This is a genomic window from Streptomyces zaomyceticus, from assembly GCF_014656215.1.
GTDB classification, from domain to species: Bacteria; Actinomycetota; Actinomycetes; order Streptomycetales; family Streptomycetaceae; genus Streptomyces; species Streptomyces zaomyceticus.
In genome coordinates this window covers 20,610-41,286 of sequence record NZ_BNBZ01000007.1, presented here as the reverse complement: position 1 = coordinate 41,286, position 20,677 = coordinate 20,610, and the positions used below count along the sequence as shown (strand labels likewise).

General features: G+C 72.7%; 22 protein-coding genes. 19 read left to right on the top strand and 3 right to left on the bottom strand.

Annotation, left to right across the window (positions count from 1 at the left end; all coding sequences use genetic code 11):
* Positions 1-10: 10 nt before the first annotated feature.
* The 8 genes from glmS to IE311_RS11855 all read left to right on the top strand — a co-directional run bounded on the left by glmS (position 11) and on the right by IE311_RS11855 (position 8,317).
* Complete coding sequence (gene glmS, locus IE311_RS11890) at positions 11-1,858, top strand: glutamine--fructose-6-phosphate transaminase (isomerizing) (protein WP_189831615.1); 1,848 nt, start codon at positions 11-13, stop codon at positions 1,856-1,858.
* A gap of 18 nt (positions 1,859-1,876) precedes the next feature.
* Positions 1,877-2,245 (top strand): holo-ACP synthase, encoded by a 369-nt coding sequence (locus tag IE311_RS11885; protein ID WP_189831614.1) that lies wholly within the window; start codon positions 1,877-1,879, stop codon positions 2,243-2,245.
* Between the two features lie 293 nt (positions 2,246-2,538).
* On the top strand, positions 2,539-3,987 hold the full coding sequence (locus IE311_RS11880) for an NAD(P)H-hydrate dehydratase (RefSeq protein ID WP_189831613.1): 1,449 nt from the start codon (positions 2,539-2,541) through the stop codon (positions 3,985-3,987).
* A 224-nt stretch (positions 3,988-4,211) separates the two neighbouring features.
* Entirely contained in the window at positions 4,212-5,093 is an 882-nt protein-coding gene (locus tag IE311_RS11875; protein WP_229901866.1) for a L,D-transpeptidase family protein, read from the top strand.
* 20 nt (positions 5,094-5,113) lie between these two features.
* Positions 5,114-6,262 carry an alanine racemase gene (alr, locus tag IE311_RS11870; RefSeq protein WP_189831611.1) on the top strand — a complete coding sequence of 383 codons (1,149 nt, stop codon included), beginning with the start codon at positions 5,114-5,116 and terminating at the stop codon, positions 6,260-6,262.
* Between the two features lie 10 nt (positions 6,263-6,272).
* Positions 6,273-7,451 (top strand): alpha/beta fold hydrolase, encoded by a 1,179-nt coding sequence (locus tag IE311_RS11865; protein WP_189831610.1) that lies wholly within the window; start codon positions 6,273-6,275, stop codon positions 7,449-7,451.
* A 10-nt stretch (positions 7,452-7,461) separates the two neighbouring features.
* Positions 7,462-7,962 (top strand): tRNA (adenosine(37)-N6)-threonylcarbamoyltransferase complex ATPase subunit type 1 TsaE, encoded by a 501-nt coding sequence (tsaE, locus tag IE311_RS11860; RefSeq protein WP_189831609.1) that lies wholly within the window; start codon positions 7,462-7,464, stop codon positions 7,960-7,962.
* A gap of 163 nt (positions 7,963-8,125) precedes the next feature.
* Positions 8,126-8,317 (top strand): hypothetical protein, encoded by a 192-nt coding sequence (locus IE311_RS11855; RefSeq protein WP_037638328.1) that lies wholly within the window; start codon positions 8,126-8,128, stop codon positions 8,315-8,317.
* Positions 8,318-8,429: 112 nt separating this feature from the next.
* On the opposite strand, the gene IE311_RS11850 is transcribed toward IE311_RS11855, so the two are convergent.
* Entirely contained in the window at positions 8,430-8,996 is a 567-nt protein-coding gene (locus tag IE311_RS11850; RefSeq protein ID WP_229901865.1) for a L,D-transpeptidase, read from the bottom strand.
* 96 nt (positions 8,997-9,092) lie between these two features.
* On the opposite strand from IE311_RS11850, the gene tsaB reads away from it, so the two are divergent.
* The 8 genes from tsaB to IE311_RS11810 all read left to right on the top strand — a co-directional run bounded on the left by tsaB (position 9,093) and on the right by IE311_RS11810 (position 15,215).
* Entirely contained in the window at positions 9,093-9,749 is a 657-nt protein-coding gene (gene tsaB / locus IE311_RS11845) for a tRNA (adenosine(37)-N6)-threonylcarbamoyltransferase complex dimerization subunit type 1 TsaB (protein WP_189831608.1), read from the top strand.
* Positions 9,750-9,772: 23 nt separating this feature from the next.
* A complete protein-coding gene (rimI, locus tag IE311_RS11840) occupies positions 9,773-10,243 on the top strand; it encodes a ribosomal protein S18-alanine N-acetyltransferase (RefSeq protein ID WP_189831787.1) in 471 nt (156 codons plus the stop codon).
* Positions 10,233-11,360 (top strand): tRNA (adenosine(37)-N6)-threonylcarbamoyltransferase complex transferase subunit TsaD, encoded by a 1,128-nt coding sequence (tsaD, locus tag IE311_RS11835; RefSeq protein ID WP_189831607.1) that lies wholly within the window; start codon positions 10,233-10,235, stop codon positions 11,358-11,360. The genes rimI and tsaD overlap by 11 nt, the downstream gene beginning before the upstream one ends.
* An 11-nt stretch (positions 11,361-11,371) precedes the next feature.
* Positions 11,372-11,611: a hypothetical protein gene (locus IE311_RS11830; RefSeq protein WP_189831788.1), complete on the top strand. Its 240-nt coding sequence runs from the start codon at positions 11,372-11,374 to the stop codon at positions 11,609-11,611.
* A 65-nt stretch (positions 11,612-11,676) separates the two neighbouring features.
* Complete coding sequence (locus IE311_RS11825) at positions 11,677-12,537, top strand: polysaccharide deacetylase family protein (protein WP_189831606.1); 861 nt, start codon at positions 11,677-11,679, stop codon at positions 12,535-12,537.
* 98 nt (positions 12,538-12,635) lie between these two features.
* Positions 12,636-13,001, top strand: a complete 366-nt coding sequence (locus IE311_RS11820) for a YciI family protein (protein ID WP_189831605.1) — start codon at positions 12,636-12,638, stop codon at positions 12,999-13,001.
* A gap of 81 nt (positions 13,002-13,082) precedes the next feature.
* A complete protein-coding gene (locus IE311_RS11815; RefSeq protein ID WP_189831786.1) occupies positions 13,083-14,294 on the top strand; it encodes an RNA polymerase sigma factor in 1,212 nt (403 codons plus the stop codon).
* A 258-nt stretch (positions 14,295-14,552) separates the two neighbouring features.
* On the top strand, positions 14,553-15,215 hold the full coding sequence (locus tag IE311_RS11810) for a hypothetical protein (protein WP_189831604.1): 663 nt from the start codon (positions 14,553-14,555) through the stop codon (positions 15,213-15,215).
* Here the strand turns inward: IE311_RS11810 and IE311_RS11805 are convergent.
* On the bottom strand, positions 15,157-16,344 hold the full coding sequence (locus IE311_RS11805; protein WP_229901864.1) for a class I SAM-dependent methyltransferase: 1,188 nt from the start codon (positions 16,342-16,344) through the stop codon (positions 15,157-15,159). The two genes, IE311_RS11810 and IE311_RS11805, sit on opposite strands and share 59 nt — an antisense overlap.
* 129 nt (positions 16,345-16,473) lie before the next feature.
* Here IE311_RS11805 and IE311_RS11800 point away from each other — a divergent pair, with 129 nt between their 5' ends.
* The 3 genes from IE311_RS11800 (at position 16,474) to groL (ending at position 19,871) form a co-directional block, all read left to right on the top strand.
* On the top strand, positions 16,474-17,406 hold the full coding sequence (locus IE311_RS11800; protein ID WP_189831602.1) for a polysaccharide deacetylase family protein: 933 nt from the start codon (positions 16,474-16,476) through the stop codon (positions 17,404-17,406).
* Between the two features lie 395 nt (positions 17,407-17,801).
* Entirely contained in the window at positions 17,802-18,110 is a 309-nt protein-coding gene (gene groES / locus IE311_RS11795; protein ID WP_017239619.1) for a co-chaperone GroES, read from the top strand.
* A 132-nt stretch (positions 18,111-18,242) separates the two neighbouring features.
* Positions 18,243-19,871: a chaperonin GroEL gene (gene groL / locus IE311_RS11790; protein WP_189831601.1), complete on the top strand. Its 1,629-nt coding sequence runs from the start codon at positions 18,243-18,245 to the stop codon at positions 19,869-19,871.
* Positions 19,872-19,960: 89 nt separating this feature from the next.
* Here groL and IE311_RS11785 read toward each other — a convergent pair whose 3' ends face one another.
* The gene (locus tag IE311_RS11785) at positions 19,961-20,659 is read right to left on the bottom strand and encodes an ester cyclase (RefSeq protein ID WP_189831600.1); all 699 of its coding nucleotides are present in this window, start codon (positions 20,657-20,659) and stop codon (positions 19,961-19,963) included.
* Positions 20,660-20,677: the final 18 nt, after the last annotated feature.

Sequence of the window (20,677 nt, the reverse complement as noted above, 5' to 3'; positions counted from 1 at the left end):
GGCTGCCGCCATGTGCGGAATCGTGGGATACGTCGGCGGGCAGTCGGCGCTTGATGTGGTCGTCGCGGGCCTGAAGAGGCTCGAATACCGGGGCTACGACTCGGCCGGTGTCGCGGTGCTCTCCGACGGAGGGCTGGCCGCGGCCAAGAAGGCGGGCAAGCTCGTCAATCTGGAGAAGGAGCTCGTGGACCGGCCGCTGGCCGGCGGGTCCGTGGGCATCGGACACACCCGCTGGGCCACGCACGGCGGGCCGACCGACGTCAACGCGCACCCGCACCTGGACAACGCGGGGCGCGTCGCCGTCGTCCACAACGGGATCATCGAGAACTTCGCCGCCCTGCGCGAGGAGCTCGCGGAACGCGGCCACGACCTGGCGTCCGAGACGGACACCGAGGTCGTGGCCCATCTCGTCGCGGAGGAGTTCTCCTCCGCGGGAGACCTCGCGGAGGCCATGCGGCTGGTGTGCCGGCGGCTCGACGGGGCGTTCACCCTGGTCGCCGTGCACGCCGACCAGCCGGACGTGGTCGTCGGCGCCCGCCGGAACTCGCCCCTCGTCGTCGGTGTCGGCGAGGGCGAGAACTTCCTCGCCTCCGACGTGTCCGCGTTCATCGCCCACACCCGCTCGGCGATCGAACTCGGCCAGGACCAGGTCGTGGAGCTGACCAGGGACGGCGTCACCGTCACCCACTTCGACGGCACCCCCGCCGACGTGCGGGCCTTCCACGTCGACTGGGACGCCTCCGCCGCCGAGAAGGGCGGCTACGACTACTTCATGCTCAAGGAGATCGCCGAGCAGCCCAAGGCCGTGGCCGACACCCTCCTGGGCCGTATCGACGGTTCCGGGCGGCTCAGCCTCGACGAGGTGCGCATCCCCGACGCGGTGCTCCGCGAGGCCGACAAGGTCGTCATCATCGCCTGCGGCACCGCCTTCCACGCCGGTCTCATCGCCAAGTACGCCATCGAGCACTGGACCCGGATCCCCTGCGAGGTCGAGCTCGCCAGCGAGTTCCGCTACCGCGACCCGATCCTCGACCGGCGCACGCTGGTCGTCGCGATCTCCCAGTCCGGCGAGACGATGGACACCCTGATGGCGCTCCGGCACGCCCGTGAGCAGGGTGCGAAGGTCCTCGCCGTGTGCAACACGAACGGGTCGACGATCCCCAGGGAGTCGGACGCCGTCCTCTACACGCACGCCGGGCCCGAGGTCGCCGTCGCGTCCACCAAGGCCTTCCTCACCCAGCTCGTCGCCTGCTACCTGCTGGCGCTCTACCTCGCGCAGGTGCGCGGCACGAAGTGGGGCGACGAGGTCCGGGCCGTCGTCCGTGAGCTCGCGAGGATCGGCGACGAGGTCGAGCGCGTCCTGGAGACCATGGAGCCGGTCCGGGCCCTCGCCCGCTCCCTCGCCCACAAGAACACCGTGCTCTTCCTCGGCCGGCACGTCGGCTACCCGGTCGCCCTCGAAGGCGCGCTGAAGCTCAAGGAGCTGGCGTACATGCACGCCGAGGGCTTCGCGGCCGGAGAGCTCAAGCACGGGCCGATCGCGCTCATCGAGGAGGATCTGCCGGTCGTCGTCGTGGTCCCCTCGCCCAAGGGCCGTTCCGTCCTCCACGACAAGATCGTCTCCAACATCCAGGAGATCCGGGCGCGCGGTGCCCGGACGATCGTCATCGCCGAGGAGGGCGACGAGGCGGTCGTCCCGTACGCCGACCATCTCGTCCGTATCCCGGCCACGCCTACGCTGCTCCAGCCGCTGGTCTCCACGGTGCCGCTCCAGGTCTTCGCCTGCGAGCTCGCCACCGCGCGGGGCAACGAGGTGGACCAGCCGCGCAACCTGGCCAAGTCCGTGACCGTGGAGTGAGTGTGCGAGCGTGAACAGATGATCATCGGGGTGGGGATCGACGTGGCGGAGATCGATCGCTTCGCGGCGTCGATCGAACGGACACCGGGGCTGCTCCAGCGCCTCTTTGTCGAGCGGGAGCTGCTGCTCCCCAGCGGTGAGCGGCGCGGGGCCGCCTCGCTCGCGGTGCGGTTCGCCGCGAAGGAGGCCGTCGCCAAGGCGCTCGGCGCGCCGGGCGGGCTGCACTGGACGGATGCCGAGGTGTACGTCGAGGGCACCGGGCAGCCGCGGCTGCGGGTGAGCGGGACGGTGGCGGCGCGGGCGGCGGAGCTGGGCGTGAAGCACTGGCACGTCTCGTTGAGTCATGACGCGGGGGTGGCGTCCGCGGTGGTGATCGCGGAGGCCTGAGGTCGGGAAGCGCGAGGGGCCGGGGGCCCGGCCGTCGGAGGACGGCCGGGCCCCCGGTCGTGTGCGCGCGGCTGCCAGGGCCGGCGGCGGGTTGCGTGTGCCGCGCGCGTTCGGGGACCCCCAGGGGGTGGTGCCTTCGCCGGCCGCCGGGCGGCGGCGGGTCGGGCGAGGGTCGTGCCGCCCGGGAGACGGACGTCGACGACCACTTAGGTAAGGCAAACCTAAGTCGATCGGAGGTGGGCGTCAACCCTCGCCTCCCGGCAGGGCCCCGAGGGCTGGGGCAGACTGCGACCATGCGAACCGCTTACCGCGTGGAGACCGTACGGGCCGCAGAAGCCGCCCTCATGGCCCGTCTGCCCGAAGGCGCCCTCATGGGACGGGCCGCCGCCGGACTCGCCGCCGCCTGCTGCTCACTCCTCGGGAAGGGGCGGGTGTACGGGGCCAGGGTCGTCCTCCTCGTCGGCAGCGGTGACAACGGCGGCGACGCCCTCCTCGCCGGCGCCCGGCTCGCCCGGCGCGGCGCCGGGGTCACCGCCGTCCTGCTCGGCGACCGCGCCCACGACGGCGGACTCGCGGCGCTCCGGGCGGCCGGAGGCCGCGTCGTGGACAGCGCCGCCGACGACCCCTTCGAACCGCTCGCCGCCGCCGACCTCGTCCTCGACGGCATCACCGGCATTGGTGGGCGGGGCGGCCTCAGGCCCGCCGCCGTACCCGTCGCCCGGGCCGCCCGCGGCTCCGACGCCGTCGTCGTCGCCGTCGACCTCCCGAGCGGCGTCGACGCGGACACGGGAGAGATCGCCGGGGAGGCGCTGCGGGCCGATGTGACGGTGACCTTCGGGACGTACAAGCCCGCTCTCCTCGTCGACCCGGCGCGGTCCTACGCGGGCGCCCTCAGGCTCGTCGACATCGGACTCGGCGGCGAACTGCCGGGCGTACCCGACCTGGAGGCGCTCCAGCACCAGGACGTGGCGCGGCTGCTGCCCGTACCGGACATCGGGAGCGACAAGTACCGGCGCGGGGTCCTCGGCGTCGTCGCCGGTTCCGCCCGCTATCCGGGAGCGGCCGTCCTCACCGTCGAGGGGGCCCTGCGGGGCGGAGCGGGGGCCGTGCGGTACGTCGGAGCCGCCGCCGACGCGGTGATCGCCCGGCACCCGGAGACCCTCGTCCACGCGGGGCCGCCCGGCAAGGCCGGGCGGGTGCAGGCCTGGGTCGTCGGGCCCGGGCTCGGCGACGAGCCCGGCGTCGCGGAGGTCCTCGCCTCGGAGGTGCCCGTCCTCGTCGATGCCGACGGGCTCCGCGGTCTCGACCCGGCGCTGGTACGGGCCCGCAGCGCGCCGACCCTGCTCACCCCGCACGCGGGCGAGGCGGCGGCCCTGCTCGGCGTGGCCCGGGACGAGGTCGAGGCGGGACGACTCGCGGCGGTACGGGAACTGTCCGAGCGGTACGGGGCGACGGTGCTGCTCAAGGGCTCGACGACGCTCGTGCACGGTTCGGGAGGTCCCGTACGGGTGAACCCCACGGGGACGGCCTGGCTGGCGACGGCCGGCAGCGGCGACGTCCTCTCCGGCCTCGCGGGCTCACTCCTCGCGGCGGGCCTGCGCCCCCTGGACGCGGGGTCCTGCGCGGCGTACCTCCACGGCCTTGCGGCGCGGCGGGTGTCGGAGGAACGGGGGCCGGTGACGGCGGGGGAGGTGGCGGGGGCGCTGGGGGGCGCGTGGCGGGATGTGACGTCGGGGTCCTAGGACGGCACGCCCCTCGGTCCGCGCCCCGCGCCCCACGCCCCGCGCCCCGCGCCCCACGCCCCGCGCCCCCACGCCCCTCGGTCCGCGCCCCGCGCCCCGCGCCCGGGACCTCCCCGCCCTCACCCCCACTCGGCCGAACCCGTTGCCCCGCCCGCGTCTCCCGGCGCGCCCGCCCGACCGCCCGGGGATTGGGTGGGTGGGTGATCAGATCGAGAAGTCGTGCCGTGTCGTTGTCCGTTCTCCTCGGCGTCCTGCTCGTGCCCGCGTCCGGGGGCGGGGCCTTCGCCGACGGTCCCGGTCCGGGGGAGGCACGCGGGCCGGGGGTCCTCGCCGGCGCCCCCGATCCGGGCGAGGGCGACGCGCTCGTGCCCGGGGTGGCCGGGGACGGGCCCGAGTATCCGATGGACACGCCCGACCAGGTGCTGCCCCCGCTGCAGCCCGAGGGCGAGGTGCCCGTGCCCCGGCCCGGGGAGGAGGTGGACGAGTGGGTCGAGCACATGCCGCGGAGCGCGGTGGGGGCCGCCTGTACCGCCGCCACCGGGACCCGTCAGCGGCAGGTCGAGAGGCTGCTCGGGCTGAAGGTCGACGGGAAGCAGTCCGCCGCCGACTGTCTGGCCGTCCGGGCCTTCCAGGTGAAGCAGAAGATCAAGCCCGCCAACGGGTACGCCGGGCCGGTCACCTGGGCCCGGGCCGAGTTGCTGGCCGCCCGCAAGAGCCTCGACCCGAAGCGGCGCTGCCCCGTGCGGAAGTACGCGGTGGCCTGCGTCGATCTCGACCGGCAGCTCATGTGGGTGCGGAAGGACAAGAAGGTCACCTTCGCGGTGGTGAACATCCGGAGCGGGCGCGCCGGGTACGCGACGCGGACCGGGTGGCACTCCGTCTACTGGCGTCACAAGGACCACTGGTCCTCCATCTACAACACCCCCATGCCCTACTCCCAGTTCTTCAGCGGCGGGCAGGCCTTCCACTCCGTCTACGGACAGCTCGCCACGCCCACCGGCAGCCGCGGCTGCGTCAATCTCAGCCATGCCCACGCCCGGAAACTCTGGGACGTGCTGCGCAAGGGTGACCGGGTCTACATCTGGGGGAAGCGGCCCGGTAGCTGACACCTGAGAGACTGGGCGCGATGACTGAGACACCGCCGCCCCGCAGAGCCCGCGCCGAGATCGACCTCGGTGCGCTGCGTGCGAACGTCCGCACGCTGCGCGCCCGCGTCGCCCCCCACGTCCGGATCATGGCCGTGGTCAAGGCCGACGCGTACGGACACGGCGCGGTGCGCTGTGCCCGCGCCGCCCTGGAAGCGGGCGCGGACTGGCTCGGTACGGCCACTCCGCACGAGGCGCTCGCGCTGCGGGCCGCCGGGATCACGGACGTGCCCGTCATGTGCTGGCTCTGGACACCGGGCGACCCCTGGGACCGGGGCATCGAGGCCGGCCTCGACATGGCCGTGAGCGGGATGTGGGCGCTGGAGGAGGTCGTCGAGGCGGCGCGTGCCACCGGGAGGACCGCCCGTGTGCAGCTCAAGGCCGACACCGGGCTCGGGCGCAACGGCTGTCAGCCCGCCGACTGGCCCGAGCTGGTGGGGGCGGCGCTCAAGGCCGAGGCCGACGGTCTCGTCAAGGTCACCGGGCTCTGGTCGCACTTCGCGTGCGCCGACGAGCCCCACCACCCCTCCATCGCCGCCCAGCTCGATGTCTTCCGTTCGATGCTCGACCACGCCGAGAAGGCAGGTATCGAGCCCGAGGTCCGGCACATCGCCAACTCGCCGGCCACGCTCACCCTTCCCGAGTCCCACTTCGACCTGGTCCGTCCGGGTATCGCCATGTACGGGGTCTCGCCGAGTCCGGAGCTGGGCACCTCCGCCGAGCTGGGGCTGCGGCCGGTGATGTCGCTCAAGGCGAGCGTCGCCCTGGTCAAGCAGGTGCCGGCCGGGCACGGTGTCAGTTACGGCCACCACTACGTCACCGACACGGAGACGACCCTCGGGCTCGTCCCGCTCGGCTATGCCGACGGCGTTCCCCGGCACGCCTCGGGCCGCGGCCCGGTCCTCGTCGACGGCGTCGTCCGCACGGTCGCGGGGCGGGTCGCCATGGACCAGTTCGTCGTCGACCTGGGCGGGGACGTCCCCGAGCCGGGATGCGAGGCCGTGCTCTTCGGGCCCGGCGACCGGGGCGAACCGACCGCCGAGGACTGGGCGGTGGCCGCCGACACCATCGCGTACGAGATCGTCACCCGGATCGGCGCGCGCGTCCCGCGCGTGTACCTGGGCGAATAGAGGGGGCCCCGTGGGCGAGTCCAGCAGCACCGGAACATGGCGGCGCGCCGGATTCGCCGGCGCTGCGATAGGTGTCCTCGCGGCCGGAGCCGCCGCCGGGGTCGCCGTCGAGCGGCTGACCGTCGGCCGTTCCGTGCGGCAGAAGGCGCGGCTCGCCCTCGATGCCACCGGGCCGTACGGCGGTCTGCGGGGGACCTCCGGCCGGGCCCTCGCCGACGACGGGACCGTCCTGTACTACGAGGTGGACGAGGTCGAGGCCGACGCCGCGCCCGCCCGTCGGCGGCGGCTCTTCGGGCGCAAGGAGCCCGCCCCCGTCACCGTGGTCTTCAGTCACGGCTACTGCCTCACCCAGGACTCCTGGCACTTCCAGCGGGCCGCGCTGCGCGGGCTGGTCCGTACCGTCCACTGGGACCAGCGCAGCCACGGCCGCTCGGGGCAGGGGGTCTCCCAGTCCGGCCCCGACGCCGTGCCCGTCACCATCGACCGGCTGGGCCGCGACCTCAGGTCCGTCCTCGACGTCGCCGCGCCCGAGGGTCCGCTGGTCCTGGTCGGGCACTCGATGGGCGGCATGACGATCATGGCGCTGGCCGAGCGGTATCCGGAGTTCGTCCGTGACCGGGTCGTGGGTGTCGCCTTCGTCGGCACGTCCGCCGGGAAGCTCGGCGAGGTCTCGTACGGGCTGCCGATCGCCGGTGTCAACGCCGTCCGGCGGGTTCTGCCGGGTGTGCTGCGGGCCCTCGGTTCCCAGGCGGAGCTGGTCGAGCGGGGCCGCCGGGCCACCGCCGACCTGTTCGCCGGGCTGATCAAGAAGTACTCGTTCGCGTCGAAGGACGTGGACCCGGCGGTCGCCCGTTTCGCGGAGCGGATGATCGAGTCCACCCCCATCGACGTGGTCGCCGCCTTCTATCCGGCCTTCGCCGAGCACGACAAGGCCGCCGCCCTGCCCGTCTTCCGCGAGCTGCCGGTGCTGGCGCTCGCCGGGGACCACGATCTGGTGACCCCCAGCTCCCACACCGAGGCCATCGCCGATCTGCTCCCGGACGCGGAGCTGGTCATCGTCCCCGACGGTGGCCATCTGGTGATGCTGGAGCACCCGGAGGCGGTCACCGACCGCCTCGCCGACCTGCTGGTCCGGGCGGGGGCCGTGCCCGGGACGGTCCCGGTGAGGCCGGAGAGCCGCAACGGCTAAGTTGGCGGGTATGGAAGCAGCGCACCCGCCCGTCTCCGGCGCCACCCTCTCCGTCGACTCCCCCCAGCAGATGCAGGAGTTCGGCCGCCGGCTCGCGAAGATCCTCCGACCCGGCGATCTGGTCATGCTGACCGGCGAGCTCGGCGCCGGGAAGACCACCCTGACCCGGGGCCTCGGCGAGGGCCTCGGGGTCCGCGGTGCCGTCACCTCCCCGACCTTCGTCATCGCCCGCGTCCATCCGTCCCTGGTCGGCGGTCCGGCGCTGGTGCACGTCGACGCGTACCGCCTCGGCGGCGGTCTCGACGAGATGGAGGACCTCGACCTCGACGTCTCGCTGCCCGAGTCGGTCGTGGTCGTCGAGTGGGGCGACGGCAAGGTCGAGGAACTGACCGACGACCGGCTGCACCTTCTGATCCACCGGGTGACCGGCGACACCGACGACGACCGGCGCACGGTCGTGCTGCGCGGGATCGGCTCGCGCTGGGCGGACGAGGACCTGGGAGCGCTCTGACCGGCCCTGCTCCGGCCCCCTGTGCGCCGACCGGCCGTACGCCGGGTCGCGCGGGGTACGTACTTTCCGACAACGTGTCGGGAAGGTGTTGCGTCGTTCGTACGTGGCGTGGTGACATGGATGCACGAGCTGGTTAGGTGAACCTAACCTACGGGAGGCATGCATGGCCACGCCGAAGCGCGCGGAACCCGTCCGGGACCACGTCTCGATGAGTGAGCTGCTGGCGTCCTGCGCGGCCGCCCGCGCCGTGTCGACCCCGCCGGGCGGGCGCCCCGACCGGGCGGACGAGGAACACGGGGCGAGGGCCGGGCAGGTCGAGCGGATCGTGCGGGTCGTACGCGGAAGAGCCGCCTAGGCCGTCTTGCCCGGCATCCGGGGGCGGCGCCGCGCGGGCCCCTGCGCGGCGACGGCCTTCGGGCCGCTCTCGCGCGACGACGGCCTTCGGGCCGCTCTCGCGCGGCGACGCCCTACGCGACGACGACGACCTTCGCGCCGATCACCGCGAACGCCCACAGCGCGTCCCCGTCGGCCCGCTTCATGCGGATGCCACCGGTCTTCTTCGACGGATCGGGGCTCGGCGTCGAGCCGTCGACCGCCGCGCTGAAGCCGATCGCCACGTCCTCGGCCGTCGCGAACCGCACCACGTGCTCGATCTGCACGCCGTCCGAGCCGCGGACCGAGCCCGAGCGGGACGTCACGCTGTACGCCCCCGGCGCCGGGTGCACCGTGCTCGGCATCACCACGAACGTGCGGGTGACCTTGTTCTTCCCGTCGACCAGCCACACCCGGCGGTCGGCGAGCGAGTAGACGACCCGCTCACCCTTGCCGGAGGCGTCCGGCAGGGCGAGGGGGTTCCTGGGCGGCTGCTCGGTGCCGCCGCTCGGCGAGGTCGAGGGGGCGGCGCTGCCGGACGTCCGGGGCTTCGCCGACACGTCGGCGGGGGCGTTGGCGGAGGCCTGGTACGCCAGGAAACAGACCGCGGCGACGGCCGCCGCCGTGAGCCCGGCCACGAATCCCGAGCTGCTCCGTGCCACCGTGCCCACCTTTCGTACGAACGTATCGAAGGGTGACGGTAGCAGCAGGGGGAGCGAGCGGCGGGGCACCGTGCCCGGGAGCCGTAGGCTGTTCGCGTGCTGTTGCTCGCCATGGATACCGCCACCCCCGCCGTCACCGTCGCCCTCCACGACGGCGAGGCCGTCGTCGCCTCGTCGAGCCAGGTCGACGCCCGCCGCCACGGGGAACTGCTGCTCCCCGCCGTCGACCGGGTCCTCAAGGAGGCCGGTCTGAAGCTCGACGCGGTCACCGGGATCGTCGTCGGCGTCGGCCCCGGGCCCTACACCGGCCTCCGGGTCGGTCTCGTCACCGCCGCGGCCTTCTCCTCCGCGCTCGGGGCGCCGGTGCACGGACTGTGCACCCTCGACGGCCTCGCGTACGCCTCCGGGATCGACGAGCCCTTCGCCGTCGCCACGGACGCGCGCCGCAAGGAGGTCTACTGGGCGCGGTACGAGGACTCCCGCACGCGGGTGACCGACGCGGCCGTCGACCGGCCCGCCGAGATCGCCGAGCGGCTCGCGGGCCTCCCGGTCGTCGGCGCGGGCGCCCGTCTCTACCCCGAGGCCTTCCCCGACGCCCGCGACCCCGAGCACCAGTCCGCGGCGGCGCTCGCGGCGCTCGCGGCGGAGAGGCTGGCGGCCGGCGGCGACGGTTTCCTCGACCCCCTGCCGATGTACCTGCGCCGCCCCGACGCGCAGGTGCCCAAGAACTACAAGGTGGTCACACCCCAGTGACCGGCGCCGTGGAACTGCGCGAGATGCGCTGGTGGGACATCGCCCCGGTGCTGGCCCTCGAGGAGGAGCTGTTCCCCGAGGACGCCTGGTCGGCGGGGATGTTCTGGTCGGAGCTCGCGCACGCGCGCGGGCCGAGGGCCACCCGCCGCTACCTCGTGGCGGAGACCACGGAGGGAGAGCTCGTCGGATACGCCGGGCTCGCCGCGGCCGGCGGACTCGGCGACGTGCAGACGATCGCCGTGGCCCGCGACCAGTGGGGGACCGGCCTCGGCGCCCGGCTCCTCGCCGACCTGCTCCACCACGCCACCGCCTTCGAGTGCGACGAGGTCCTCCTCGAAGTGCGCGTGGACAACACCCGGGCCCAGAAGCTCTACGAGCGCTTCGGCTTCGAGCCCATCGGTTTCCGGCGCGGCTACTACCAGCCCGGAAACGTGGACGCGCTCGTGATGCGACTGACCGTTCAAGGAACAGAGACTGATTCTGATGGCTGCTGACGAACCGCTCGTACTCGGCATCGAGACCTCCTGCGACGAGACCGGTGTCGGCATCGTCCACGGCACCACCCTCCTCGCCGACGCCGTCGCCTCCAGCGTCGACACCCACGCGCGCTTCGGCGGCGTCGTGCCCGAGATCGCCTCCCGCGCCCATCTGGAGGCGATGGTCCCGACGATCGAGCGCGCCCTGAAGACGGCCGGGATCTCCGCCAGGGACCTCGACGGCATCGCGGTCACGGCGGGACCGGGTCTCGCGGGCGCGCTGCTCGTCGGCGTCTCGGCCGCCAAGGCGTACGCGTACGCCCTCGGCAAGCCGCTGTACGGGGTCAACCACCTCGCCTCGCACATCTGCGTCGACCAGCTGGAGCACGGCAAGCTGCCCGAGCCGACGATGGCGCTGCTGGTCTCCGGCGGCCACTCCTCGCTGCTGCTCTCCGCCGACATCACCTCCGACGTGCGCCCGCTGGGCGCCACCATCGACGACGCGGCCGGCGAGGCCTTCGACAAGATCGCCCGCGTCCTCGACCTGGGCTTCCCCGGCGGACCGGTCATCGACCGGCTCGCCAGGGAGGGCGACCCGGCCGCCATCGCGTTCCCGCGCGGTCTCAGCGGCTCCCGGGACCCCGCGTACGACTTCTCCTTCTCCGGCCTCAAGACCGCGGTGGCCCGCTGGATCGAGGCCAAGCGGGCGGCGGGCGAGGACGTGCCGGTCCGGGACGTGGCCGCGTCCTTCCAGGAGGCCGTCGTGGACGTGCTCACCCGCAAGGCCGTCCGGGCCTGCAAGGACGAGGGCGTCGACCACCTGATGATCGGCGGCGGCGTCGCCGCCAACTCGCGGCTGCGGGCCCTCGCCCAGGAGCGCTGCGAGCGGGCCGGGATCCGGCTGCGGGTGCCCCGTCCGGGCCTGTGCACGGACAACGGCGCGATGGTCGCGGCCCTCGGCTCCGAGATGGTCGCCCGCAACCGGCCGGCCTCCGACCTGGAGCTGTCGGCGGACTCCTCGCTGCCGGTGACGGACCCGCACGTGCCGGGGGCACAGGGCCACGCCCACGAGCACGACCACTCCCACGACCACGATCATGTGCACGAGGTCAGCAAGGAGAACCTGTACTCGTGAGGCTCACCCTCATGTGGGAGGCGCGGGCCGCGCAGGGCCGGGGTGCCGAGCTCCTGGAGTGGGCGCGGGCGCGGGTCCTCGCCCGCGAGCCGGTCCGCCGGGAGATCTTCCGGGCCCCGCAGGACCGTGTTCTCGTCCTCACCTGGTGGGAGGCGGAGACCTTCGACGCCGAGCTGCCCGAGCTGCCCGAGCCGGACGCGGAGCTGATCACCCGTCCCGTCCACCGCTGGCGCTTCGAATCGCTCGAATAGCCGAATGACCGACATGCGATCGAACGGGGAGCAACCTTTCGTTCGCATCGGACATCCCACAGCGCGTGAAGAAGACGATCGCGCTGTGGGCGGCGCTGACCGCCGTCGCCCTCCTGGTGACCGGCTGCTCGGCGCAGCAGCCCGGAGCGGAGGGGCCGGGAGCCGCTCCCGCCCCGGCGAGGACGACCGCGCCGGCGGTCGAACCGCCCGCCGGGGACGAGGCGCCCGGTGCTCCCGGGGGCACCGCCGCCGCGTACCGGAAATGGGGCCTGAAGCCCTTCGCGGCCCCGCCCGCCCCGCCCGCGGTCAAGCCGGTGCTCCGCGGGGCCGGTGGGCAGGTCCCCGTCATCAGCGAGATACCGACCACCGAGAAGATCGTCTTCATCACGATCGACGACGGGGCCGAGAAGGACCCCGAGTTCGTCACGATGATGAAGGACCTCCGGGTCCCGGTCACGATGTTCCTCACCGACTCCGCCATCCGCGGCGACTACGCGTACTTCGCCCCGCTCGTCGCCCAGGGCCACGGGCTCGCCAACCACACCCTCACCCACCCCGACCTGCGCACCCTCTCCCAGGACGCCCAGCGCCGGGAGATATGCGGCCAGCGGACGAAGCTGAAGGACCGGTACGGCACGGCGCCCCGCCTCTTCCGCCCGCCCTACGGCAACTGGAACGAGGCCACGCGCGCGGCGGCGGCGGAGTGCGGGGTGGACGCGATCGTGCTGTGGCGCGAGTCCATGCAGATCAAGAACATGCAGTACCAGCGCGGCGACCGGAAGCTGCACCCCGGCGACATCGTCCTGGCCCACTTCCGCGGCCCGTCCGAGCTCAAGGGCCGGACGATGACCGAGATGACGGCGACGATGCTGCGCCGCATACAGGAGCAGGGCTTCACGGTGGCGCGCCTGGAGGACTACGTCTAGAAGAAAGTTCTCGCGGGTCGTCGATGCGGGCTCCGCCCGTTCGACGTATGTGTGGAAGGCGGGGAACGGCCCCGCCACCCCACCACCGAGGAGTCGTCATGCCCCGCTTCCTGTCCCTCGTCCGCATCGAGGAGAACACCATCGACATGGAGAGCGCCGACCCCGGCTTCGAGGAGCGCATGGGCGCGCTCTTCGAGGAGATCACCAAGGCCGGCGCCATGGTGGACACCGCCGGACTCAGGCCGACCGCCGAGTCCACCCGGATCACCTGGTCGGACGGGAAGCTGTCGTACACCGACGGACCGTTCACCGAGACCAAGGAGGTCGTCGGCGGCTACGCCATGCTGCAGTGCAAGGACATGGCCGAGGCCGTCGAGTGGGGCAAGCGGTTCCTGGCCGTGCACCCGCCGCAGTGGAAGGTCGGCCTCGAGGTCCGCGAGGTCGAGGAGATGCCGGAGGGCTGACCGGTTCCGCGGCCGTCCTGTGCTGTCATGTGAGACGTGACGGCACAGACGGTCGAGGAGACGCTGGAAACGGTCTTCCGGATGGAGTCGGCGCGGATCATCGCCACGGTGGCGCGCATCGTCCGCGATGTCGGCATCGCCGAGGAGATCGCCCAGGACGCGCTCGTCGCCGCCCTCGAACAGTGGCCGCGGACAGGGGTCCCGGAGCGGCCGGGAGCCTGGCTGACGGCCACCGCCAAGCACCGTGCCGTCGACCTCGTGCGACGCCACGAGACGTACGCGCGAAAGCTCGCGGAGGTGGGCAGGACGCTCACGGAGGAGTCGTACGACCCGGAGCCCTCGGGCCCCGGCGACATCGACGACGACGTGCTGCGGCTGATCTTCACCGCCTGCCACCCGGTGCTCTCCGCCGACGCCCGGGCCGCGCTGACCCTGCGGCTCGTCGGCGGGCTCCGCACGGACGAGATCGCCCGCGCCTTCCTCGTGCCGGAGGCGACCGTCGCGGCGCGGATCACCCGCGCCAAGCGGACGCTCGCGAAGGAGGGCGTGGAGTTCGAGGTGCCGTACGGCGAGGACCGGGCGGCCCGGCTCGGATCCGTCCTGGAGGTCGTCTACCTGATCTTCAACGAGGGGTACGCGGCGACCGCCGGCGACGACCTGCTGCGGCCGGGACTGTGCGAGGACGCCCTGCGGCTCGCCCGGGTCCTCGCCGCGCTCGTGCCGCGGGAGGGCGAAGCGCAGGGCCTGACCGCCCTGCTGGAGCTCCAGGCCTCCCGGACGGCGGCCAGGACCGGACCCGGAGGGCGGCCGGTGCTGCTGGCCGCGCAGGACCGGCGGCGCTGGAACCGGCTGCTCATCCGGCGCGGGTTCGCCGCGCTGGAGCGGGCCGGGGACGGGCGCTCGTACGGGCCCTACGCCCTCCAGGCCGCCATCGCCGCCTGTCACGCCCGGGCCGCCTCGTACGAGGAGACCGACTGGGCGACCATCGCCGCGCTGTACGGGAAGCTGGGTGTCCTCGCCCCCTCCCCGGTCGTCGAGCTGAACCGCGCGGTCGCCGTGTCGATGGCCGAGGGCCCGGCCGCCGCCCTCCCGATCGTCGACGCGCTCGCCGGCGAACCGGGCCTGGCGCGCTACCACTTGCTGCCGAGCGTGCGGGGCGACCTGCTGGCCCGGTTGGGGCGGGCGGAGGAGGCCAGGGCGGAGTTCGAGCGGGCGGCGGAGCTCACCCACAACGAGAGCGAGCGGGAGCTGCTGCGGGGCAGGGCCCGCGAGACGGGAACGGGCGCGCCGTAGCGGGCTGTCGGCGGCGGCACGGGCGCGCCGTAGCGGACTGTCGGCGGGAGGGGCGGGCGCCGCGCGGGTGCGGGGCTCGGGGTTCTCCGGCCGGGCGGGTGCGGGTTTCGGGGGGCGTCGGGGGTGCCGCGTGGGTGCGGGGCCCGGGGTTCTCCGGCCGGGTGGTTGCGGGTCCGGGGGTTCTCCGGGAGTGCCGCACGGGTGCGGGCCCCGGGGGCTCCGGTCGTGGCCGGCCGGCGCACGTCTAGGGTGCTTGGCATGTCCCCGCGCAACCCGCTGCCTCCGCCGCCCCCGCCCGCCGAGCTCCAGAGCTGGCCCGACCGCGAGTCGAGGCTCGCCGACCGGGCGCTGGCGCTGGACGTGCTCGGCAGGCGACTGCTCGGCGGCGGGCGGCTCGCGATGTTCCTGCTCTGGTTCTTCCTGCTCGAACTGGGCTGGTCGCTGGTCGGCGTCCTGCTCACCTCGATCGGACAGTCCCTCCCGGACCCGCTCATGCTGCTGACGGGGCTCTTCACCGCGGTCCTCGGCATCGGTGTCCTCGTGCCGGCCGTCTGGCTGACGATCCGCAGCCTGCGGCAGGACCGGACGGTCCGCGAGCGCCTCGCCCAGTGGGCGGCCCTGGACCACCACGGTGCGACGGACGCCCGGCTGCGCGCCCCCGCTCTCAGCCTCTGCTGGCTGCTGCTGTCCTTCGCGATGTGCGGACTCGGCCTGTGGATGGGTTTCGCGGTCCCTGCGGGCGTCAGCCGCCAGGACGGCTACGGTCTGGTCGCCTACGGCATGGGCGTCGCCCTGATCCTCTGGATCACCGGCCTGACGGGTCTGGCGAAGGCCGTCGGCCACTACCGCCTCGCGGTACGCCTCACCGGCCGCCGGCCGGCCGGCCGATCAGCATCGTCGGAGCCCCCGCGACCCGGGTGAGCAGGACCGTCGCCGAGTGGGGGCCCTTCGGCTTCACCTTGCGGCGGATCTCCTCGGGCTCGACCGCCGAGCCGCGCTTCTTCACCGTCAGGACGCCGACCTCGCGCTCCCGGAGCAGGGCCTTCAACTTCTTCAGGTTGAAGGGGAGTTCGTCGGTGATCTCGTACGCGGCGGCATACGGGGTCGGGGTCAGCGTGTCCGCCGTGACGTAGGCGATCGTCTCGTCGATCAGGCCGCCGGCCAGCTCCTCCGCCACCTCGGCGACCAGGTGCGCGCGGATGACCGCGCCGTCCGGCTCGTAGAGGTAGTGGCCGACGGGGCGGACCGCCGGGTCGGGGAGGCCGCGTCCGGTGACGCCCGCGCCCGAGGGCAGCAGGGTGGCGCGGCGCGCGCCCGGCTCCGTACCGAACCAGAGGACGGCCTCCTTGACGTCACCGCCGTCCGAGATCCATTCGGCCTCGGCCTCCGCGGGGACCGCCTCGTGGGGGATGCCGGGGGCCACCTTCAGGGCCGCGTGCGGGGCCCTGCGGGCCGCCTCGACCGCCCAGGAGAGGGGCGGGGAGTACGCCTCGGGGTCGAAGATCCGGCCCCGGCCGCCGCGCCGCGCGGGGTCGACGAAGACCGCGTCGTAGGGGGCGGTGTCGATGTCGGTCACGTCCGCGCACCGCACCTCGATCAGCTCCGCGAGGCCGAGGGCCTCGGCGTTGGCGCGGGCCACCTCGGCGGTCAGCGGATCGCGGTCGACGGCGAGGACGGAGATCCCGGCGCGCGCCAGCGCGATCGCGTCGCCGCCGATCCCGGAGCAGAGGTCCGCGACGGAGCGGACCCCGAGCGCCTTCATCCGGCCGGCCCGGTAGGTGCCGACCGAGGCGCGCGTCGACTGCTCGACGCCGTTCGGGGTGAAGTACATCCGGTACGCGTCCTCCGCGCCGAACTTCGCCACCGCCCGCTGCCGCAGCCGCGCCTGTCCGACGGCCGCCGTGACCAGCTCGGCGGGGTGGTCGCGGCGCAGCCGGGAGACGACCGCCAGTTCCTGGGCGGGGTCGTGGTCGCGCAGGAGGGCGAGGAGCGTCTGCCCCTCGGGGGTGAGCAGCGGGGCGAAGGAGGCGAGGTCGGTCACCCGTCCCATTGTGGGCCCTGTGATGCTGTGGGCCGGCCGGGGGACCGAGGGCATGTACGGCGGTGTCGTACCCCGGGACGGGGCTTCCGCGCTGACAGGATGCGGCGCCATACGACTCGTACGACAAAAGGAAAAAAGATGGCAAAAGGTGTGCACCGTTCGCATCGGGCGCTCGGGGCCGCGCTCGTCGTCGCCGCCCTCGCCTCCACCGCCACCGCCTGCTCCGGCGCGTCCGAGCCGGACCGCGGCGCCGCCGGCCCCGCCGCGGGGCAGCAGGCGCCCGGACAGGCCCCGGGCCAGGCCGCGGCCGGCGCGCTCCACGCGTACGTCGAGAGAGTCCGCGAGCGGCGCACCGCGCGCGTGGTCGCCGCCAAGAAGTGGGGCCTCGCCAAGCCCCCGCTCGAAGCCCCCGCCCCGCCGGCCGCCAAGCCGAGGATCACCACCCGCAAGGGCTTCGAGACGGACGGCGAAGGACTGCCGCCGGTGTTCACCACCGTGCCGACCAAGCAGAAGGTCGTCTTCCTGACGATCGACGACGGCGCGGAGAAGGACCCCGAGCTGCTCCGGATGATGAAGGAGCTGCGGATCCCCTACAGCGCCTTCCTCAGCGACTACGTCGTCAAGGACGACTACGGCTACTTCGCCCGGATGCAGAAGTCGCAGGAGACGGGGGTGTCCCTGCACAACCACACCCTCAACCACCGCTACCTGCCCGGACTCTCGTACAAGCAGCAGAAGCGCGAGATCTGCGGCATGCAGGACGTCATCGAGAAACGATTCGGCAAGCGGCCCCCGCTCTTCCGCCCGCCGTACGGCAACTACAACGAGGACACCCTGCGCGCCGCCAAGTCCTGCGGCGTCGAGGCCGTCCCGCTGTGGGCCGCCGAGGCCTTCCCCGACCACATGGAGTGGCGCGAGTGGGACCGCGACCTGCACCCCGGCGACATCGTGCTCACCCACTTCCGGGGCAAGGGGGACTGGAAGGGCACCATGCCCGACATGATCCGCCGGGTGATGAACGTGATCACGTCGAAGGGGTACGCGGTCGCGAAGCTCGAGGACTACGTGTGAGCGGACGGCGTGCACTGCCCCTCGTGGCCGCGGCACTCGTGCTGGGACTGACCGGCTGCGCCTCGACCGTGGACTCGATCGAGCGGCTCGGCCGGAAGGCGGTCGAACGGGTCGGCCCCCGCGACGGGAGGCCGGCACCGCCGGCCGACCGTGCTGCGGTCGGGCAGCCGCCGGCCTCGGAACCGGCTTTTCCCCACCGGTACGCAACCGCCACGGGTGAGTAATTGGCACTCCGCTTGACCGAGTGCTAATCGCGGTCATAGTCTCGGCTCTGGCACTCACCAAGGGAGAGTGCCAACAGAGCGACGGGCAGGTCCGGCACCCGCGACGACGGATCCACCTGGTCGCCACCTCAGACAGTTGACCCCGAGATCTCCGAAGGGGGAGGTCGGATCGTGACGACCACCAGCTCCAAGGTTGCCATCAAGCCGCTCGAGGACCGCATTGTGGTCCAGCCGCTCGACGCCGAGCAGACCACCGCCTCTGGCCTGGTCATCCCGGACACTGCCAAGGAGAAGCCCCAGGAGGGCGTCGTCCTGGCCGTGGGCCCGGGCCGCTTCGAGAACGGCGAGCGTCTGCCGCTCGACGTCAAGACCGGCGACATCGTGCTGTACAGCAAGTACGGCGGCACCGAGGTGAAGTACAACGGCGAGGAGTACCTCGTCCTCTCGGCTCGCGACGTGCTCGCGATCGTCGAGAAGTAATTCACCGACGTACTGAAGTACCGAAGTACCGAGCACTGAAGCAGATGCTCAGAGCTGCGCCCCGAGGCCCCTTCCAGGCGCCCCGGGGCGCGGTTCGTTCCACCCCGATTCCGAGAGGGCTGAACCGCTCCCATGGCGAAGATCCTGAAGTTCGACGAGGACGCCCGTCGCGCCCTTGAGCGCGGCGTCAACAAGCTTGCCGACACGGTGAAGGTGACGATCGGCCCCAAGGGCCGCAACGTCGTCATCGACAAGAAGTTCGGCGCCCCCACCATCACCAACGACGGTGTCACGATCGCCCGCGAGGTCGAGATCGAGGACCCGTACGAGAACCTCGGCGCCCAGCTGGTGAAGGAGGTGGCGACCAAGACCAACGACATCGCGGGTGACGGCACCACCACCGCCACCGTGCTCGCCCAGGCCCTGGTCCGCGAGGGTCTGCGCAACGTCGCCGCGGGTGCCTCCCCGGCCGCCCTGAAGAAGGGCATCGACGCCGCCGTCAAGGCCGTCTCCGACGAGCTGCTCGCCACCGCGCGCCCGATCGAGGACAAGTCCGACATCGCCGCCGTCGCCGCGCTCTCCGCTCAGGACCAGCAGGTCGGCGAGCTCATCGCCGAGGCGATGGACAAGGTCGGCAAGGACGGTGTCATCACCGTCGAGGAGTCCAACACCTTCGGCCTGGAGCTCGACTTCACCGAGGGCATGGCCTTCGACAAGGGCTACCTGTCCCCGTACATGGTCACCGACCAGGAGCGTATGGAGGCCGTCCTCGACGACCCGTACATCCTGATCAACCAGGGCAAGATCTCCTCGATCCAGGACCTGCTGCCCATCCTGGAGAAGGTCATCCAGGCCGGCGCCGGCAAGCCGCTGCTGATCATCGCCGAGGACGTCGAGGGCGAGGCCCTGTCGACCCTGGTCGTCAACAAGATCCGTGGCACCTTCAACGCCGTGGCCGTCAAGGCCCCCGGCTTCGGTGACCGCCGCAAGGCCATGCTCGGCGACATCGCCACCCTCACCGGTGCGACCGTCATCGCCGAAGAGGTCGGCCTCAAGCTCGACCAGGCCGGTCTCGACGTGCTCGGCACCGCCCGCCGCGTCACCATCACCAAGGACGACACCACGATCGTCGACGGTGGCGGCGACTCGTCCGAGGTGGCCGGCCGCGTCAACCAGATCAAGGCCGAGATCGAGTCCACGGACTCCGACTGGGACCGCGAGAAGCTCCAGGAGCGCCTCGCGAAGCTGGCCGGCGGCGTGTGCGTGATCAAGGTCGGCGCCGCCACCGAGGTGGAGCTGAAGGAGAAGAAGCACCGTCTGGAGGACGCCATCTCCGCGACCCGCGCCGCGGTCGAGGAGGGCATCGTCTCCGGTGGTGGCTCCGCTCTGGTCCACGCCGTCAAGGTCCTCGAGGGCAACCTCGGCAAGACCGGCGACGAGGCCACGGGTGTCGCGGTCGTCCGCCGCGCCGCCGTCGAGCCGCTGCGCTGGATCGCCGAGAACGCCGGCCTCGAGGGCTACGTCATCACCTCGAAGGTGGCGGAGCTCGACAAGGGCCAGGGCTTCAACGCCGCGACCGGCGAGTACGGCGACCTGGTCAAGGCCGGCGTCATCGACCCGGTGAAGGTGACGCGCTCCGCCCTGGAGAACGCCGCCTCGATCGCCTCCCTCCTCCTCACCACCGAGACCCTCGTGGTGGAGAAGAAGGAAGAGGAGCCGGCGGACCACGGCCACGGCCACGGTCACGGCCACTCCCACTGAGTGTCGAAACCGATCACCGAGGCGGCCCGCCGCCTCTGATCGCCGAGGCCCGGTGCCCCCGTCGCGGGGGCACCGGGCCTCGGTCCGTCTCACCCCTCGACCGCGCCCAGCTGCCCCATCAGCCCGAGCAGGTCGTACTGCCACCAGCCCTCGACGATCTTCCCGTCGTCCCGGCAGCGGTGGATGACCGTCCCGGTCATGGTCACCTCCATGCCGGTGGGCTGGAGCCCCATGAAGTCCCCGGTGTGGCTGCCCTTCCAGGTCCAGCGGGTGCAGACCCGGTCACCCTCGGCGATCTGGTCGTCGACGGTGAAGGCGAAGTCGAAGCCGCCCCGCCACATCTCCACCTCGCGCCGGACCGCGTCCATGCCCATGACGTCCTGATCGTTGGTCGGATCGTGGTCGTGGTACCCCTCGGCGAGCACCTCGTCGAGCAGGGCGAGTTCCGGCTCCTTCGCGAACATCTCCAGGAGCCGCCGGGCGTTCCCCTTGTACAGCCCCTCGTCCCGGACCACGTCCAGGTCGGTGAAGGTCGGCATCTCGTCACAGAGCGCCACCATCTCCCGGAAGATCCGGTCGGTCTCCGGCAGCTGCGAGTTCCGCATCGCCACGTCGTAGGACGGGAACTCGACGATCTCCACCAGATGCGTGGCATCGGACCGGTCCTTGCCGAGGATGCTGTGCGTGGCGGTCCGCTTGCCCTTGGTCTGCTCGATCCACCGGTCCATGAGCCGACTCATGTCGTCGATCCGGCTGGTCTTGAAGTCGATGATCTGCGTGAACGTCATGACGCCTCCCGACCCAGG